General features: G+C 47.1%; 11 protein-coding genes. 5 read left to right on the forward strand and 6 right to left on the reverse strand.

Annotation, left to right across the window (positions count from 1 at the left end):
* Positions 1–87: 87 nt before the first annotated feature.
* Together H6H02_RS12720 and H6H02_RS12725 are read left to right on the forward strand one after the other, a co-directional pair.
* Entirely contained in the window at positions 88–1359 is a 1272-nt protein-coding gene (locus tag H6H02_RS12720; RefSeq protein WP_190818132.1) for a sulfite exporter TauE/SafE family protein, read from the forward strand.
* A 19-nt stretch (positions 1360–1378) separates the two neighbouring features.
* Positions 1379–2206, forward strand: coding sequence for a hypothetical protein (locus tag H6H02_RS12725; protein ID WP_199329144.1), 828 nt, complete (start codon positions 1379–1381; stop codon positions 2204–2206).
* Positions 2207–2364: 158 nt separating this feature from the next.
* Here H6H02_RS12725 and H6H02_RS12730 read toward each other — a convergent pair whose 3' ends face one another.
* Together H6H02_RS12730 and smc are read right to left on the reverse strand one after the other, a co-directional pair.
* The gene (locus tag H6H02_RS12730) at positions 2365–3354 is read right to left on the reverse strand and encodes a PRC-barrel domain-containing protein (protein ID WP_190818134.1); all 990 of its coding nucleotides are present in this window, start codon (positions 3352–3354) and stop codon (positions 2365–2367) included.
* A gap of 52 nt (positions 3355–3406) precedes the next feature.
* Positions 3407–7120: a chromosome segregation protein SMC gene (smc, locus tag H6H02_RS12735; RefSeq protein ID WP_190818137.1), complete on the reverse strand. Its 3714-nt coding sequence runs from the start codon at positions 7118–7120 to the stop codon at positions 3407–3409.
* Positions 7121–7343: 223 nt separating this feature from the next.
* Between smc and H6H02_RS12740 the strand changes: the two genes are divergently transcribed.
* The 3 genes from H6H02_RS12740 (at position 7344) to H6H02_RS12750 (ending at position 13153) form a co-directional block, all read left to right on the forward strand.
* On the forward strand, positions 7344–9482 hold the full coding sequence (locus H6H02_RS12740) for an NACHT domain-containing protein (protein ID WP_190818138.1): 2139 nt from the start codon (positions 7344–7346) through the stop codon (positions 9480–9482).
* 149 nt (positions 9483–9631) lie between these two features.
* The gene (locus H6H02_RS12745; protein WP_190818140.1) at positions 9632–10303 is read left to right on the forward strand and encodes a restriction endonuclease subunit R; all 672 of its coding nucleotides are present in this window, start codon (positions 9632–9634) and stop codon (positions 10301–10303) included.
* Between the two features lie 108 nt (positions 10304–10411).
* Positions 10412–13153, forward strand: a complete 2742-nt coding sequence (locus H6H02_RS12750; protein ID WP_190818141.1) for a protein kinase — start codon at positions 10412–10414, stop codon at positions 13151–13153.
* A gap of 102 nt (positions 13154–13255) precedes the next feature.
* Here the strand turns inward: H6H02_RS12750 and H6H02_RS12755 are convergent, their stop codons facing one another.
* The 4 genes from H6H02_RS12755 to pheS all read right to left on the reverse strand — a co-directional run bounded on the left by H6H02_RS12755 (position 13256) and on the right by pheS (position 17848).
* Positions 13256–14710, reverse strand: a complete 1455-nt coding sequence (locus tag H6H02_RS12755) for an adenylate/guanylate cyclase domain-containing protein (protein WP_190818142.1) — start codon at positions 14708–14710, stop codon at positions 13256–13258.
* Between the two features lie 149 nt (positions 14711–14859).
* Positions 14860–15342, reverse strand: a complete 483-nt coding sequence (locus tag H6H02_RS12760; RefSeq protein ID WP_190818143.1) for a hypothetical protein — start codon at positions 15340–15342, stop codon at positions 14860–14862.
* A gap of 67 nt (positions 15343–15409) precedes the next feature.
* Complete coding sequence (locus tag H6H02_RS12765; RefSeq protein ID WP_190818144.1) at positions 15410–16459, reverse strand: molybdopterin-dependent oxidoreductase; 1050 nt, start codon at positions 16457–16459, stop codon at positions 15410–15412.
* Positions 16460–16852: 393 nt separating this feature from the next.
* Positions 16853–17848 (reverse strand): phenylalanine--tRNA ligase subunit alpha, encoded by a 996-nt coding sequence (pheS, locus tag H6H02_RS12770; protein ID WP_190818333.1) that lies wholly within the window; start codon positions 17846–17848, stop codon positions 16853–16855.

A 17848-nucleotide genomic window follows, 5' to 3' on the forward strand; every position in this document is an offset into this window, starting at 1 on the left:
GACCTAGAATAACGACTGAGGGAGTTGGGTCTATATCCAGCTTTCGACCGAACAAGCCCCTGGAGAGGTTCCTAAGAAACAAACATAATGTTGGATTTGTTGCTAGTCATGGCTTTGGGATTTTTGGGGAGTTTTGGTCACTGTGTGGGAATGTGTGGCCCTCTCACCGTAGCGTTTTCCCTTTCCCATCAGCAAAATACTGCTTCCCGCTGGCAGCAGCAACTGTATTTTCACGGTCTATTAAATTTGGGGCGGATTGTCAGTTATACCCTCACGGGGATTGGCCTTGGGGCGCTGGGTTCTCTATTAATTGCCGGAGGGCAACTGGCTGGGATCGGCAGTGACTTGCGTCGCGCGATCGCCATTTTCACGGGACTGATGCTGATCTGGTTTGGCTTGGCGCAGATTAAACCAGATTTCCTGCCTCGGCTGCCGATTTTTCATCCCCTCAAGGAAGGCATTTGGCACAATCGTCTGAATGCGGCAATGGTCAATCTGTCGCTGAAATCGAGCCAGCCGCCCAGAGAGGTATCTGCAAGCGATCGCCAAAATCGCCCCGACTTAACACCGGCTTTATTGGGACTGGTTTGGGGGTTAATTCCCTGCGGATTCTTGTATGCGGCTCAACTCAAGGCAGCGGAAACGGGCAGTCTCTGGAAGGGAGCTGCAACCATGCTGGCTTTTGGGCTAGGAACGCTCCCGATGATGCTGGGCGTCGGAGTGTCGGCATCTAAATTAAGTGCTGACAAACGCAGCCAGTTGTTTCAATTGGGCGGTTGGGTGACGCTGACCATTGGTATCCTCACCCTGATGCGAACCGGCGACACAATGGTCGATTACACGGGACACGCAGCGTTACTTTGTTTAATGCTGGCGCTGATTGCCCGTCCGGTTAGCCGCTTCTGGGCACAATTGTTACATTACCGCCGCGCCTTGGGAGTGGGAGCTTATGTGCTGTCCCTAGCCCACATTTTTCACATGGTAGAGCATACACTAAACTGGAATTTCAACGCGGTGTTCTTTATGCTGCCAGTGCATCAATGGGGGATGGGCGCGGGAGCGATCGCTTTGGTGTTGATGACTCCAGCTGCACTGACCAGTTTTGACCGGATACAGAAATCCTTAGGCAAACGCTGGCGACAGATTCATCTGCTGGGCATTCCCGCGTTTCTCCTATGTGTAATTCATGCGGTGCTAATCGGTTCCCATTACCTTGGTACTTTAGGGGGAACTTGGGTGAATCAGCTGCGGGTAGTCCTACTGGGAATGGTGGCGTTGGGTGTATTGCTGGTGAGAGTTCGCTGGATTTGGTCACTTTTCTCAATTGAAAAATTATATGCCCCTCCCCAGTCTCGGTAAAAGTATCAGAAGATCCCCCGTGGATCGGATACACTTGGCGGATTTTAAAAACCTAACCCCCCAACCCCCTTCCCTGCAAGGGAAGGGAGAGAATTGCTCCCCTCCCCTACCAGGGGAGGGGTTGGGGGAGAGGTTCCGCCTCTACAAAACTGGAGATTTAGTTCGTTATCTGTCTGACGGCAATCTGGAGTTTTTATGTCGAATTGACCAACCGTATCCTAATCAGAGGGGTTGGAATAATCGCAAGTATTTGTTGCAGACAATGGGTGAAACGGTGTTATTTCTGACACTAATAGTTACACCCGCTGCTGCCCATAAGGTGCAGATTGCAGAAGATGTCGGCGGCACCCTGCACATCGAACCCAATGACAACCCCAAAGCTGGAGAATCTTCTCTTACCTGGTTTGCACTCACTCGCAAAGGGGGGCAAGTCATCCCCTTACAGCAGTGTAATTGCCAGTTAACCGTCTACTCTGAACCCCGCACGCCAAATGCCTCGCCCATCTTGTCACCCCCACTGAAAGCCATTTCAGCGGAGGGATATCAAGGCATTCCAGGTGCCGAGATTGTTTTCCCCAAGCCGGGGGCTTATCAGGTGCAACTCAGTGGCACACCCGCATCGGGAGCGGATTTCCAGCCGTTTGAGCTAAAATTTCCCGTCACCGTAGCAGCCGGGACGGCGGTGCCAAAAGCCAGTCAATCTAGCCAGCCATCTAGTCAGGAGCCAGTTCCCGCCAATCGCTCGGCTTCGGCTAGCGCCAATCGCTTGGCATTCCCTAGCGCGATCGCTTTATTCGTTATTTTCGGACTGGGAATCGCTTGGCTTGTCTGGCGGCGAAGAAAATAAAGATGCTGGGAGACATGGCGATAAGATGTGCATCGGAACCTCACCCCCAACCCCTCTCCGTTCACGGAGAGGGGCAAATATTAAACCCCTCCTCGTGAACGGGGAGGGGCAGGGGTGGGGTTCAACGTTCACCGGAAGGGGCAGGGGTGGGGTTCGCCTTAATAGGTGCCGTCTTCGTACTCTGGCGCTTTGGTTTTTTCAGGAATGTTTAGGCGGGGCGCTTTGTAAGGCTCTGGCTCCTCAGCATCTTCCCAAACATCTTTCTCTTCGTATGCGTCTTCTTCGTAGTCCTCTTCGTCATCGTATGGCTCAGAGTCCGCATAGGGTCGATCTTCATAGCGAACGCCCCGTGTTTCGGTAGTTGCCTCGCTCCAGTTATCCTCTTCCTCGTCTTCTTCGTAATAAATGGATTCGGCTTGGCGCTTCCGAATTGGTTCTGGTTCGGGTTCGTCCCACTCGTCCTCATCCCAGCGGTTGTCAACGACTGGGGTAGACGTGCGAAGTGGCGTGACGGTCGGAGTGCGAATGGGGATGCCCGTTCCCAGTTGCTTGTCCGATGCAACCGTCGGTTGGAAGTACGCTTCCTCGTCTTCCCGTTCCCAAGGCGCTCTGCCAATGCCCAGACGCTCTAAAACGCCCACCGTTAGCTGAACGAGACGCTCTTCGGAGCCTTCAAATACAATTAATCGATTCGGGCCACTGCTGACAATTTCCTCAATCGGCAGCTCATAGGTGCTGATCATCTGGTCGGGAATTTGCGGCAGCCCCAAAGATGCAACGATCAATGAGTAAACTTTGCCACTGTCAGGATCGAATTTGAAACTCCGGACTCTCCCCAGAAGTTCGCCCGTTTCCGTAATCACTTCGCTGTTGATCAGGGTGCTGTAGGCATCAACGTCGATATCTTCAATAACGTTGTCATCTTCAACCAAGATCACATCGCCCATCTGACGGATGCTATCGAGGAGCATATACCGGGGCATTCCCGCAATCGAGAGCAGGTTGTCTCGCAAACCGAGCGCTACAACTTTGCGCTGATCGATGTCTACCAATAGCTCCTTGACAACACCCACGCGCTTACCAGTGTCGCGGGTGATGACTTGGGTATTTAAAATGTCGGAGCGTTGACGGATTTGTTCAGATGTCATTGGAGGCCGAATCCCGATCTCGAATCCTATTAGTTACTAATACTAATTCAAATCATACAGACTCTTTTTGAGACTGCAATTTTAGTCCCAAAACTTGGGTGTAAGCTCCTCGCGCCTGAGTGACGCCGATCGTGCGTTCAGATGACTCAATCATAGGGCGTCGGAGACTCACAACAATAAACTGCGCCTGCATCGCTTGTTGTTTAATCATTCTAGCTAATCGCTCTACGTTTGCCCCATCCAAAAACATATCGACTTCATCAAAAGCATAGAATGGCGAGGGACGGTAGCGTTGCAGGGCAAAGATGAAACTCAGAGCGGTGAGGGATTTTTCGCCACCGGACATGGAAGCAAGCCGCTGTACTGGTTTGCCTTTGGGGTGTGCAACGAGGTTTAAACCTCCGACGAAAGGATCTTCAGAATCGTCGAGTTGTAAGTAGCCATCGCCATCGGAAAGTTCGGCAAAGATTGACTGAAAGTTTTGATTGACTGCGTCGAAGGCTTCTTGGAAGGCGCGGCGTCGGAGGGTGGTGAAATTTTCAATTCGCAATAACAATTCGGTGCGTTCTGCTTCTAATGTTGCTAATTTCTGAGTGAGTTCCTCTAATCGGGTGGTGGTACGTTCGTATTCTTCTAACGCCAGCATATTGACGGGTTCCATTGCTTGCAGGCGTTTGGCGATCGCGCGCATTTCTTTTTGCAATTGTTCGAGTTGAGCGGTTAAGGAGTCAAAGGCGATCGCTTCTGTCTCGGTAGAACCCGGATTGACGAGCATGGGCACTTCTGGCAGCGGATCGGGTAATTCTGCCTGTTGTGCTTCTAGTTGCGGTTGCACGGTGGCTAAGGCTTCCCGATGCTGTTGTTGAGTTTCTTGGAGTTTTTGCAGTTGCCATTCCAGCTGCTGTTGGGAAAGATGACGCGATCGCAATTCTTGTTCGGCGCGATCGCGTTGTTGTTTAATTTCCCCTAATTTCTCCTCTTGCTGTTTCAATCCAGCTTGGGTTTGGGAAATTTGAGTGCTGAGTGCTGAGTGCTGAGTGCTGAGTGCGGTTAACTGATTTTGTTGCTCTATCTGTTGTGTACGATATTCTTGCAAGCGCTGGTGACATTCTTGGATTTTTTCTTGCGATCGCTGTTGCTGATTTTCCAAATCTTTTAATCTTTGCTCGGCAGCCCGAAGCGCTTTTTCCCGTTCTTGCAGATGTTGTTCGCCGGTTTTAATCGTCGCCTGAATTTGTTGCCATTCGCTAGAAGTTTGAGATTGTTCTAATTCTGCTAAAGCTTGCCGCAATTGTTGCAGTTGCGCTTCCTGCGCGGGTAATTCCGCATCCAGAGAGGCTAAGCGAGACTCAGCGGTGTGGAATTCTTGGGTATTTTTAGAAAGAAGCGATCGCGCTTGTTCCGCTTGGACAATTAAATTCTTAATTTCTTTTTGCAACTGTTCGCATTGCAGTTCCTGTTCCCGCCGCTTCGCCTTCGCCTCTGTCAATTCTTGACTTAGATGCTTTGTTTTTGCAGTTAGAGAATTGATAACCTCACCACAGCGATCTAAAATTCGCTCAATCTCTTGCAAGCGATTTCTCAACGCCGCTGCTTCTGCTGATTCTGTCGCGTCAGCCGTCCCAAAATGCAGCCCAGCACGTTGATTGCTACTGCCACCTGTCATCGCCCCGCTGCTTTCCAACAGTTCCCCATCGACGGTAACAATCCGGTGCTGCCCCAAGTAACGACGCGCATCATTGAGGTTTTCAAAGACAACCGTGCTGCCGAAGACGTAGGCGAAGATATCCCGATACCGCGCCTCACAGTCAATCAAATTCACCGCATAGTCAATAAATCCATTGGCATAACTCAGCGCCGCCGTTTGGGAAAATCGCGGCGGTTGAATCTTATTCAGGGGTAAGAACGTGATCCGCCCTGCCCGTTTTTGTTTCAGCAGTTCGATCCCCGCCGCTGCCACGCCGTCATCTTCTACCACCAGATTTCCCAGACGCCCACCGGCTGCGGTTTCCAGTGCCAGCTGATAGCGGGGTTCCACGCGCCCTAGCTGGGCGACTAAGCCACAAACACCGGGTAATCCAGATTGCAAAATCACTTTGGTGGCGAAAGTTCCTTGGGCTTCTTGCTCCGCTTGGGCTTGCGCTTCGAGTTTATCGAGTTGGCGCTGTTTGTCCCGTTGCTCTTGTAGCAGTCGCTTCTGAGTCTCTTGCTGGATTTGCAGTTCGTGTTCGGCGGCTGCGAGAGATTGGGCTAAAGATTGGATTTCTTGGGCATAATCATTGATTTGGATTTCAAAATCAGCCAAACGGGACTGTTTTGTCGTAATTTCTGGCTCAATTGTTTGTAAAAGCTGGCTTTGCTCCTCGATTTGCCGCTCCAAGTTGGCATAACGCTCTCCCAGTTGCGCTTTCTCTGTGCGTTGCGGTTCGACCGTTTGCAGTAAAGTTTCAATTTGGCGATTCAGGGCGGTTTGTTGCTGCACCCAAGCTTCCGAGGCGGCAGCGATCGCACTGGCGGCTTCCCGTCTTTGCTCTAAAATTTGCTGCGCTTCATCCCGTGCGGCACGTAGAGAAAAGAGCGATCGCGTCTCTACATCGTGTTTCTCCTCAGTCAGCTGTTGCAGCGTTTGCTGGTGTTGTTGAAGACTTCGCTCTTCGTGTTCTATATTCGCTGTCGTCGTCCCAAGTGCTGTTTCTAACTCGCGCTGCTGGCGTTGAGCCGCACGCCGTTCCGCTTCCTGAGTGGCGAGAACCGATTGCAAAGCCAGGAGTTCTTCTTCCCCCAGCGCTTTCACTTGGGTATTCAGTTGGTCGAGTTCTGCCGTTGCTTGCTGGATTTGAGCGTAGAGGGCAGTTAGTTGGGTGGTTAACTCAACGGAAGTGCGATCGCCTGCCGCGATTTGCTCTTTGAGGCGTTGCTCTTGTTGTTGAAGACTGCGCCATTTTAGAACGACTTCCCACTGTTCTTTCTGCTGAAGTTCGGCGCGAAGCTTTTGGTATTTTTCAGCTTTGATGCGATCTTGAGATAAGCGATCGCGTTGGGCAACTAGTTCCGCCTCGACGATGCGACAGCTATCTTCCCGCTCTTTAACAGAATCTAGCGTGTTCTTCGCCTGCACGATTTTTCGGTCAAAGGTCGCCACTCCAGCCAATTCATCAATAATTTCCCGCCGTTCTCGCGGGTTCATCGAAATAATCCCGGTGACATCCCCTTGCAGCACGACATTGTAGCCTTCTGGATAAATCCGCAGGCGGTTCATTTGTTCGTGGAGTTCGGTGAGGTTGCAGGATGCACCGTTGATGTAGTAATTCGACGTGTACGTGCCTTGCTGAGTGACTCGCAGTTTCCGCGTCACACTCCATTCTGAGTTATCAATTCTCTCCCTCTTTTTAAGGGGGGGTAGGGGGGGATCGTCACCCACTTTTTCCAGGGTGGGATCGTCAGGATTTTCTCCTTGCCCATTGTGCGTTTCCTCCTCCTCATCTGCGAAAGCATCCGGTACATCAGACAAATCAAACGTCACTGTCACGCTGGTTTCTACCGTGCCGCGATGGGTTTGGTTGTGATTCACCAAATCCGGCAAGCGTTCCGCCCGCATTCCCTTGGAACTGGCAAGTCCGAGGCAAAACAGCAGTGCATCCAGGATATTCGACTTCCCCGAACCATTAGGGCCAGAAACCACGGTAAACCCCGGCAGCAACGGAATTGAGGTGGTGCCACCGAAGGATTTGAAGTTACTGAGTTCCACTCGCTTGACATAGACCATAGGTGCTGGTCAATTAGGCTGTTCGGGTAGGTACAAGTGTATCAGCGTCATGATTCTCAACAGGTTAGCACGGGGAATCAGGTCGATGAAAGATGATCGAACCGCTCCAGGGTACAGAGGAGGAGAGGGATAGAATAGCGACGAATTTATTTGTGTGAGTATAGTGCGATTATGCCCAGATTGAGGTTGCGATCGCACTATATCTGTATCTGTATCTGCAAATATGCCAACACTTAACCTGCTTCATCTGCTGCTTTTGTTAATTTGTGTATTGCTTAGTACGATTGTGGCGCTTCTACCAAGTGCATTTGACAAACAAAAATCATTACCTGGAAGGTGCTTTATTTTTGGGCTATTGGCAGTCTGTGGATTCCTAGCTTTCAGCGGCACAGGGCTAATCACTACAGAACAGGCAAAGCAAAACGCCGACTGGATTCAGAAGCTTCGCTGGACTTTGGGGATTGGGTACGCCGTTGCGCTGCCAACAATGGTCTATTTGCTTGCCAACAGGCAAAGTAAAAACGACAAGACATCCAGCGACACGCCAGACGTAAATTCACAGCGATGGCGGCAGGAATTGTTGGCAATTATGCTAACTGATGTAACAGTACGGATGGAAGACTCCCTGCATGATGATGAGTTGATTCCGCTGCTGATGGAAGACCAACGGGAAGAGGTGGGACGACCTCCAGAAGTAACAGTAAATGCTAAACCGTCTCCTAGTTGGTGGGAGAAGCTACCGAAATTTATACGAGTAACCGCTGAGTCTGAACCGGGCAAAAAAATTATAGATGTCTTTGAGCGAAAAGATATTGCTGGCAGATTGCTGATTTTAGGTGCGCCCGGATCTGGCAAAACTACGATGCTGCTGGAACTAGCGCAAGACTTAATTTTAGCTGCCCAACAACAGCCAGAAAAGCCAATCCCGGTAATCTTTGAACTTTCTAGCTGGAAAGATGATAAGCAAGCGATCGCTGACTGGCTGGTAGCTGACTTGAAGTTTCGCAATAATATCCCAGAGGCAATTTCTCGTGAGTGGTTGGAAACAGGTAAATTATTGCCGCTGTTGGATGGTTTGGATGAATTGAAAACTCGTCAGGGAAAGTGTATTGACAGAATTAATAAATTTCTGCAAACCACCTGTGGCCTATCTCAAATTGTCGTCTGCTGTCGTGAGGAAGAGTACAAAGCAGGGGAGGAAATCTTAACGCTACGGGGAGCAGTTTGTCTGAAGCCATTGGAAGAAAAGCAGATTCAAGGCTATCTGCAACGGTTGAACTGCGGACATCTCTGGCAAGGTATCCAGAACGATCCAGATGGTTTGCTGAAGTTGGCAAAGATGCCGCTGTTTTTACATCTCATTCCGGTAGCTTATCCAAGTGGTTTGGAAAGCAAAGCCAAACACTTCGATTCTTCGACTGAACTCGAAGCATACCAGGAGAAATGCCGGAAAGACTTGTTTGATGCTTATATCAAACGCTGCTTGAAACTGCCTCATGACTGTCAAAAATATGAATCGAAGGATAGTAAACGTTGGTTGATTTGGCTAGCGAAAACTCTGAGAAAGCAGAAGCACACTGAGTTTATTATTGAAAAAATGCAGCCAAGTTTTTTAGACACCACTCAAGAAAAATTACTTTATAAGCTAACTTTCGGGCTAATTTTCGGGCTAATTTTTGGGCTGATTGGTGGGCTAATTATTGGGCTGATTGGTGGACTAATTATTGGGCTGATTTTTGGGCTAATTTTCGGGCTAATTTTTGGGCTGATTGGTGGGCTAATTATTGGGCTGTTTGATATTGAGATCAAGCTTAGTGACGAATTAAGCATTACTTGGAAAAAAGCTCGAAAAGGGCTGATTGTTTGGCTGATTGGTGGACTAATTTATGGGCTGATTGGTGGGCTGATTTTTGGCCTGATTGGTGGGCTAATTTATGGGCTGATTGGTGGGCTAATTTTTGGGCTGATTTTTGGGCTGATTGGTGAAGACATTAAAAATCGAAATAAACCCAATCAAGGAATTAAAAATTCAGCCAAAAATACTGTAATTTTTACTTGGATTATCTTGCCTGCGGGGATGCTACTTTACGCAGCCCCGTTTGTAGGTAGAGGGCAGTCTGTTGAGCCTATCAGTACGGTAATTCCTGGGTTGGGTCTAGCACTAATGTTTGGCATCCTCTCTGCTGGTTTACCTGTGATTCAACACTTTGCATTACGCTTAATCTTGTGGAAGAGTGGGGTGATTCCCTGGAACTATGCGCGTTTTCTCAGCTACGCTAATGAGCGTAGGTTGATTAAACAAGTCGGTGGACGCTATCGCTTCATTCACGACTTGCTAAGAGAACACTTTGCAAAAATGTAACTCCATATAGCAATTTTATTTGAGTAGAAAGATGCCAGCAGTTTAGCTCCCCAACTTCTTAAAGAAGTCGAGTATCTCGCCTTCACCAGTTATTTCGGATTGCTATAAAATAAGAGTTATAAGTTGTATTAGAAAATAGCAATAAATCGATGACTGTTAATCTAGACGCAAAAAGCCTAACCTTGAGAGATGTTCATCGTCTTTTAAAAATTGAAGAGCATTTCAATGCTTCAATTCCATCATTACTAATGCTGGAACCTTTAACAGAATTTGAACAGCAGGAGCTTCTGGGAATCCGCAATTTATTTCGCGATTACTACGCAGAGGGTAAAATTTCCGAGGGGCAAGTTAAATTTTTATTCGTTGCCCAGTTGATGTGGTTGGCTGGATTTTATCAGCCAAGCATTAAGATAACGTTAGAAGAGGGAATTGCTGATATTTCCATCGAAGATGAAGAAACCATCATCAAAGGACGGATGGATATCTTGGCAGTCAATAAAACTCAAGCAAGAACAACAGATACACTTTTCTGGATTTTGGTGATTGAAGCTAAAAACAGTAGTGTTAACGCATTGGAAGGTTTACCTCAATTGCTCGCTTATGCCTATAAAAGTCTAGAACATCAACAATCAGTTTGGGGATTGACAACAAATGGAATGGATTATCGGTTTGTCTATCTCCAGCAAGGGACTCCCCCAACTTATCAACTATTGCCAGCGCTGAACTTAATCGACTCTGAACCTTCAATCAAGTTGCTGCAAGTTCTGAAAGCAATCTGCAAGTTACAAAACATTGCTTCCCCCGTTCCAGCAGTATCTTGAACGATGGTGGATGCGATCGCATCTTTGCACCTCAACAATTCAACGCGATCGCTCCCAGCTATGATGCTTGTATAGAATCACCAGCAACCAGTAACAGCGTGAACTGAGATGACACCGACGCTCTTAAATAACCGCTATCGCATCATTCGGGCGTTGGGGACGGGTGGGTTTGGCGAAACCTTTTTGGCGGAAGACACCTATATGCCCTCCCGTCGTATTTGTGTCATCAAGCAACTGAAACCTGTAGCCAATAACCCCCAAGTTTATCAACTCGTTCAAGAGCGATTTCAGCGGGAAGCAGCCATTTTAGAGCAACTGGGTGAAGGGAACGAACAAATTCCTCGGTTGTACGCTTATTTTGAAGAAAAAGGTCAGTTTTACTTAGTTCAGGAATGGATTGAAGGATTCACCCTGAGTCAAAAATTGCAACAGCAGGGACTTCTGGGCGAAGATTTAGTCAAGGAAATGCTAGCAAGTCTCTTGCCAGTTTTGGATTATATCCACGTCAAAGGAATTATCCACCGAGATATTAAACCGAGCAATATTATTCTGCGACAACAGGATGACAAACCTGTTTTAATCGATTTTGGCATCGCCAAGGAAATCATCGATAGGGTGGTGGATGCCCAAGGCGACATCAGTCAATCAATTGCTGTCGGGACGCTGGGTTATATGCCCCCAGAACAGGCGGCGGGTAAACCTGTCTACGCAAGCGATATTTATAGTCTAGGATTGACAGCAATTTATCTGCTGACGGGCAAACGTCCCCAAGACTTCCAAATTAACCCTCAGACGGGCGAGATGATGTGGGATGCAGACGCCTTAGGATTCAGCCCCAATTTAGTAGAAGTTTTAGATAAAGCAGTGCGATGTCATTCGAGTGATCGCTATCCAGATGCCAAAACCATGCTATCAGCTTTGCAACCTCACGACCAATCCTTGCCATACGCCAAAAAGCTTCCAATATCTGATGTAGATACGATTACCTTCGCAGAGATACCAAGCTTACCCCTTCCATCTGTTAGCCAAGAGAAATCAGAACCTAGAATTCCCCACAATCGTCAGGAGTATCGCCATCGCCAGATATTGATCAATAAAGTCAAAAATTACTGGATAAAAGGCGTCCTTGAAACTTCCTTACATGGCAAAGCGCTGATAGAACTCGGCTTAGAACAACGCTTGGATGCCATCGATCGACCTTGGGGGATTGTCTGGGAAACTGCTGACCAGCCTAGACAAACTTTATCTAAAAATACTAGAGTCATCGACCTTTTTAATCAGATGGGAGAAGGACGGACTTTACTAATTTTAGGCGAACCGGGTGCAGGGAAAACAACAACCCTTCTAGAACTCGCACGGGATCTGATTAATCTTGCCGAAAAAGATGTCAATCAGCCAATTTCAGTAGTATTTAATCTTTCTGCCTGGACAAATGCTAAAGAAAAAATTGTTGACTGGCTGATTCGGGAACTCAATACTAAATATCAAGTTTCTAAAGAAATTGGCAAGAATTGGATTAAGGAGCAACAACTACTGCTGTTACTAGATGGCTTAGATGAAGTCAGTGCAGAACGGCGGGAGAATTGTGTTGAAGCAATTAATCAATTTAGTCAGGAGTACGGGGAAACTGAAATTATTGTTTGTAGCCGCATCAAAGATTATGAATTATTATCAAACCGCCTCCGATTTCAAGGTGCCGTCTTCATTCAACCGCTTACTTTAGAACAAATTTATCAATATCTAAAAAGTACAGGAACAGAACTAGCAGCGCTCAACACTGCATTACAAGCAGATACGACACTGCAAGACTTAGCCAAATCTCCGCTAATCCTCAGTATTATGACCCTCGCTTACCAAGGAATGTCAATTACTGACTTACCAGGTCTAAATTTAGAAGAACGCCGCCAACATTTATTTGATAAATATATTCAAAGAATGTTTGAGCGCAAAAGTGCAAATAGTCAGTATTCAAAAGAACAAGCAATGCACTGGCTCAGTTGGCTGGCACAAAGGCTAGTTGAGAAGTCACAAACAGTATTCTTAATTGAACGAATTCAACCTAGTTGGTTGCTAACAAACGGGCAAAGAAGAATGTATGCAATTATGATTGGTTTGCTGATTGGGCTGAGTGCGGCATTGGGTGCTGGAATAATTTCTGGGCACGCTGCGGGACTGCAAATTGGACTAATTGTTGGACTCATTAGTGGGCTATGTGGTTTTTTAGGCGCAGGGTTAATTTTTGGAGTGATTAGTAATCAAATTAACCCAGTTGAAACGCTGAAGTGGTCTAGCGCGAAAGCAAAAGATAACCTGAAATCCGGAATAGTTGTTGGGCTGATTGCTGGGCTAATTTTGGGGCTAAGTAGTGGGCTAGTTTCTGGATTAGTGGTTAATCTCCAGTCAGGGTTGACTGATAGTTTGATTTCTGGGCTACGAGGCGGTCTGGGTGCGTGGCTAATTTTTATATTGATGCGTGGGTTGATGGGGCCAGGAATTGAAACCAGTACAGTTCCGAATCAAGGGATTTGGCAGTCAGCAAGAAATGCAATGTTCTTTGCAATTTTAGGAATCCTGGGTTTAGAAATCATTGCTGGAGTGATGGGTATTCCCCTATTTTGGGGACTAATTATCGGGTTATTTTTTGGAATGTTTGCAGCGGGTGAAGCTTGCGTAAAACACTTCGCTTTACGGGTCATTCTTTACTGCAATGGTTACACACCTTGGAACTATGCGCGTTTTCTAGACTGGGCGACTGAGCGAATTTTGCTACAAAAAGTTGGGGGCGGTTATATCTTTGTTCACCGACTGTTGTTAGAGCATTTTGCCCAGAAATATAGCATTCCTAAATGATTCGTAAAGGGTTTAAACGGGTTTTAACTTTTAGCCCAAACTTTAGTTTAGAGTTAAAACTTTGTGGTTAATTTAGTGATAAAAAGATTGATTTTTAAGGATTTATAGCTTGACTTCGTAAATAGCGATCGCTTCGTCTTTCCCCTTCACCTTGACCGACTTATCTACCAATCCCAAATAGAACGATTCTGGATGGTACAAACTATTTACCACTGACTCTGTCACCAAAATATTACAGTTATATTGCTTCGTTAAACCCTCAAGGCGAGAAGCTAAATTCACTGCATCGCCAACTACTGTAGAGTCAATACGGGAAGTAAATCCTACGGTACCCATCACCACCTCACCGCGATGGATACCAATACCGACAGCGATCGCTGGTAAACCTTTTTGCATCCGCGCTTCATTGAACCGGGAAAGCGTCTGCTGCATCAGAATTGCCCCGCGCACAGCGGAATCAGTTCCTTCATCATCGAACAATGCCATGATTGCATCGCCAATATACTTGTCAATAAATCCACCACTTTCTTCAATCGGCAACCCCATACATTCCAAAAAATCATTCAAAAATGAAAATGTTTGCTGTGGCGTCATTTGTTCTGCCATTGAGCTGTAACCTCGGATATCGCAAAACAAAATCGTCATTGTTCGCGTCGCTGATACACCCACCTGAATGTTTTCAATTCCCTCTGGTGCAATAACTGCAAGAAATTTGTCCGGTACGAAATGTTCAAACGATTTCAAAGTTTTCTGTAACTTACTAAACGATGTCTGCAATGCGACTGACATCTCGTTAAAAGACTTTGCTAAAGCACCAATTTCATCTGACAAGTTAATTTCCGCACGATGATGCAAATCTCCAGCGGCAATTCTGGCAGCACTCACCTGCAAACGCTGCACTGGATCGCTCAACCGCTTTGCCAAAATATATGCATACACTAAACCAACGAAAAGTCCCACCGTCCCCACCAGCAACGCCTGATTTACCGCATAGACAACAGCGCGGTTAATTTGTCGTAGCGACATCCCAATCCGCAACGTGCCGATTTTTTCACCAGATACCATTTGGACATCCGAACTTACCTCTATAATTCGTTCGCCACGCTTCGCGCGTATGCTCTCCAAAAACTTGATATCCCGTAAAGCAAATGTTTCTACAGCAGTAGACTTTTGCGATAAATCTAGGGCGGCATTCGTCACTTTTACTGGCACAATATCTGGAATGTACTGGTTTTGGAAATCGCTGGGAGACGCTGCAAGGATCTGATTTTTTTTCCGAACGTCAGAGACGAGAATATATAGAAAATCCTGATTTTCTTTCATCAGTAAATCCAGATCCACGCGAATTTGGCTCCAGTTCTCTTCAGAGAGTTCGTTCGCTAAGGCATAAGCTGATAACTTGACTAACGACTTTGCTTGACTCTGCTGCTGCTGGCGGTAGAGGTTACTCTCGGTATCTGCCCAAACCCAGACGATTGAGCCAACTAGCGTGACGATCAACAGCGTTGTCGCAGTCATAATCTGGGTGCGGATTGAGTGGAAAGCAAACACTTTCATGATGCTTTAGCGATTGCGATTCTCATTTTGATTAAATCCAACTAGCGTCATCTAGCACCCGGTTTAAGTTTTGAAATTTTTAGGTTAGGATGAGACCTTAATAGTCTTGGTATCTCCCTGTAACTGTTAATCATTCATACTTTCTAGGCTTAAGTAGGTTCGCTCTCTAAGTTAGTCTTCTTTTTGGGTTTATTCAACTCTTTGCATTTAGCTTGAGCCTCGTTATATGCTTCCGAATAGTTTTTCCCGCCCATCATCACATTGCCGTAATACTCATGCGGTAGAGCATCATAAACAGGTAGTGCGTCATCTTCTGGATAATCTTCCTGAGCTTCTTCTACTGCTGCAATCAGTTTTTTTATGGTTAAACGTTGCGCTGGAAAATAGTAAAGTTCTTGGGGGTTTTTATTGAAATGTGGCAGGGTTGGATCGACAATACAAGTATCCAGCTCTAGCCAACCATGCTCAATCGGTTTGTATGGCTGGTCATCCCAAACTAAAAAGCCTTGAACATACATACAACCTTCAGTTAACAAGGCTGCTTTGTAGGCATTGTCAAAGGGATTTTTCGCTTTACTTTTAATGCGTTGAGACAGTTCTGTTGAAAGAGCTTCATCTAATGGTTTATTCATCTAAAATCCTGAAAATTGTTTAATATTTTGAGGGAATGAGTTTGTGATAGTTGTGTATTAATTTCTATCAAAGATTGGACAGAATTTCAACTACGAACGTCACCCATCGCTGTTTGCTCAAAGAGAAAGGTTGCCCTTCCCTATCTTGACATTTAGAACCAAAAGCTAGTGTCAATGGACCACCCATTTTTGCCGGGATGGATTCTTGGTTATTGCCCCATCTAGTTGCCAGCAAAATGTCGCAGTCGCGCAGGTCGGCGGCTGCCAAGCGGACTGGATTAGAGGCGTCACGATAAATGGGTGCCTTCCCTTGCACCACAATTTCGCCATTAACGGGCAACTGAACACCCGCGAAGGCTAAAACATCGCGCACGCGCACTCCGTGAAGTTTGACTTTGCCAGTAGGCCAGCCCATTCTATACCCAACATTGTCCGAAATTGTGACTTGGGGCAGTTTGTCAAGAGTCGCTAAATCTAGTTCGCGCTTTCCTACACGTAATCTTACGGGTTCAGTACCAATTATCATGTGGCTAACGTAAAATGCCCAAGATAATTCGTTATACTTCTGTTTCAATTCTGGGTATCGTCTATACGGAAATATTAAATAAATTGGGCCGCCTTGAGCGCGAGGAATTGGTTTGCCATTTCTGGCGATCGCTAATGTAATCGGGTAGGTAAGCAAATCCTTGACGGCAACTGTCACTTGGTAGCCGTCAAAGCAGACAAAAGTAACATTCCTGACATCGGGGGCGATCGCTAACTGTTTTAAGAGGGTAGAGACACGAATGCCGTGAAAGTCAAAAATCTCTTCTGGATTGAGTACGAAATTCGGATCTGTGGTTTTTACACGCTCGGTTGCCAATGCTTGTAGCTGTTGCCAATTCAATTGCACAGATTCCCTCTGAGCAATTTGCCCCCCAATCGCTAGATTCCATTCAGTTTCCTGTGGCTCTTGAGAATTGGCTTTTACCTTCTGCGCGTTGAGAGCGATCGCTTCCGTTCGCCATGTGTCCAATTGCTTGTTTGTTGGCTGATCTGTACAAGCTCCACAAAAGATACTCGCGATCGCTAGCGGCACTAAAGCCAAATTTTTTCCTAGGATTGGATTCAACCGCATTTAAAAGAATACTTCTTTCGGTGGTTGGCTGATTAGCGATCGCTCTTATAAATGCAACGACTTAATTCTTTTTAACACAGTTAGATCCCTTCATCCGGGAAAATATTAGGCCGGGAAAATATCTAAAACTTATACGGGGGTTCTCACTCTTAGTGAAATATATACACTTGGAACCTCACCCCCAGCCCCTCTCCGTGAACGGAGAGGGGAGAATATTGACGGGAGAGAGTATTGAACCTTGGGATGCGGTATGACCGGAAGCATCACTTCCAACCCCTGCTTGCTCTTTAGGAAGGCGAGGCAATAGCACCATATATCTACCCAACAAGCCAAGAAAATAGCCCCCTCTCCGCAGGCGGAGAGGGGGTAGGGGGTGAGGTTCCTATTCCCTACTTAAAACTGCCGCAAAAAGCGCAAATCGCTGCTGTACATCCGGCGCACATCATCAATTTGATGCAGTACCATCGCAAAGCGCTCAGCACCAAAGCCAGCGGCAAAGCCACTATAAACTTCTGGGTCGTAACCGACTTTCTTGAGAACATTGGGATCGACCATTCCGCAGCCCATCACTTCTAGCCAGCGCCCTTGCCACTGCACATCCACTTCCGCAGAAGGCTCAGTGAAGGGAAAATAACTTGTCCGAAAGCGAATTGGCAACTCTGCGCCAAACATTTCCTCCAAAAACACTTTAATGGTGCCCTTGAGGTCGGTGAAAGTCAGTCCTTCATCTATTGCCAAAATTTCGATCTGATGGAAGACTGCCGAATGGGTCGCATCGACGGTATCCCGACGGTAACAGCGTCCGGGTGCGACAATCCGAATCGGTGGCTCATTTTCTTCCATGTAACGAATCTGCACCGAAGAAGTATGAGTCCGCAGGAGATTACCATCCGGCAGGTAGAAAGTATCCTGCATATCGCGGGCGGGGTGGTCGGCGGGAGTGTTCAGCGCCTCAAAGTTGTAGTAGTCAGTCTCCATTTCCGGACCGTTGGCGACCGTGTAGCCGAGTCCGACGAAGATATCTACAACCCGGTCGATCGTGCTGTTGAGGGGGTGCTTGCGACCGAGGGGACGGTAAACTCCCGGCATCGTGACATCCAGGGTTTCTGACTCCAGCTTTGCCTGGATTTGTGCTTCCTGTAAGTTTGTCCGCTTGCGATCCAAGTCTTGTTGTAGCGCTTCTTTGACTTCGTTTGCTAAAGCGCCAATGCGGGGGCGATCGCTTGCGTCTAATTTGCCCAAACCCCCTAGTACCTTCGAGAGCTGCCCTTTCTTGCCCAGATAGCCGACTCTGAGTTCCTCTAGGCGTTCCAGGGTATCGGCGGCAGCGATCGCTTGAGTTGCTTCCTGTTTGAGCGCGGCTAATTGAGCCTCAAGCTCGTTGAGCAT

The organism is Coleofasciculus sp. FACHB-1120 (genome assembly GCF_014698845.1).
In the GTDB taxonomy this organism is placed as follows: domain Bacteria; phylum Cyanobacteriota; class Cyanobacteriia; order Cyanobacteriales; family FACHB-T130; genus FACHB-T130.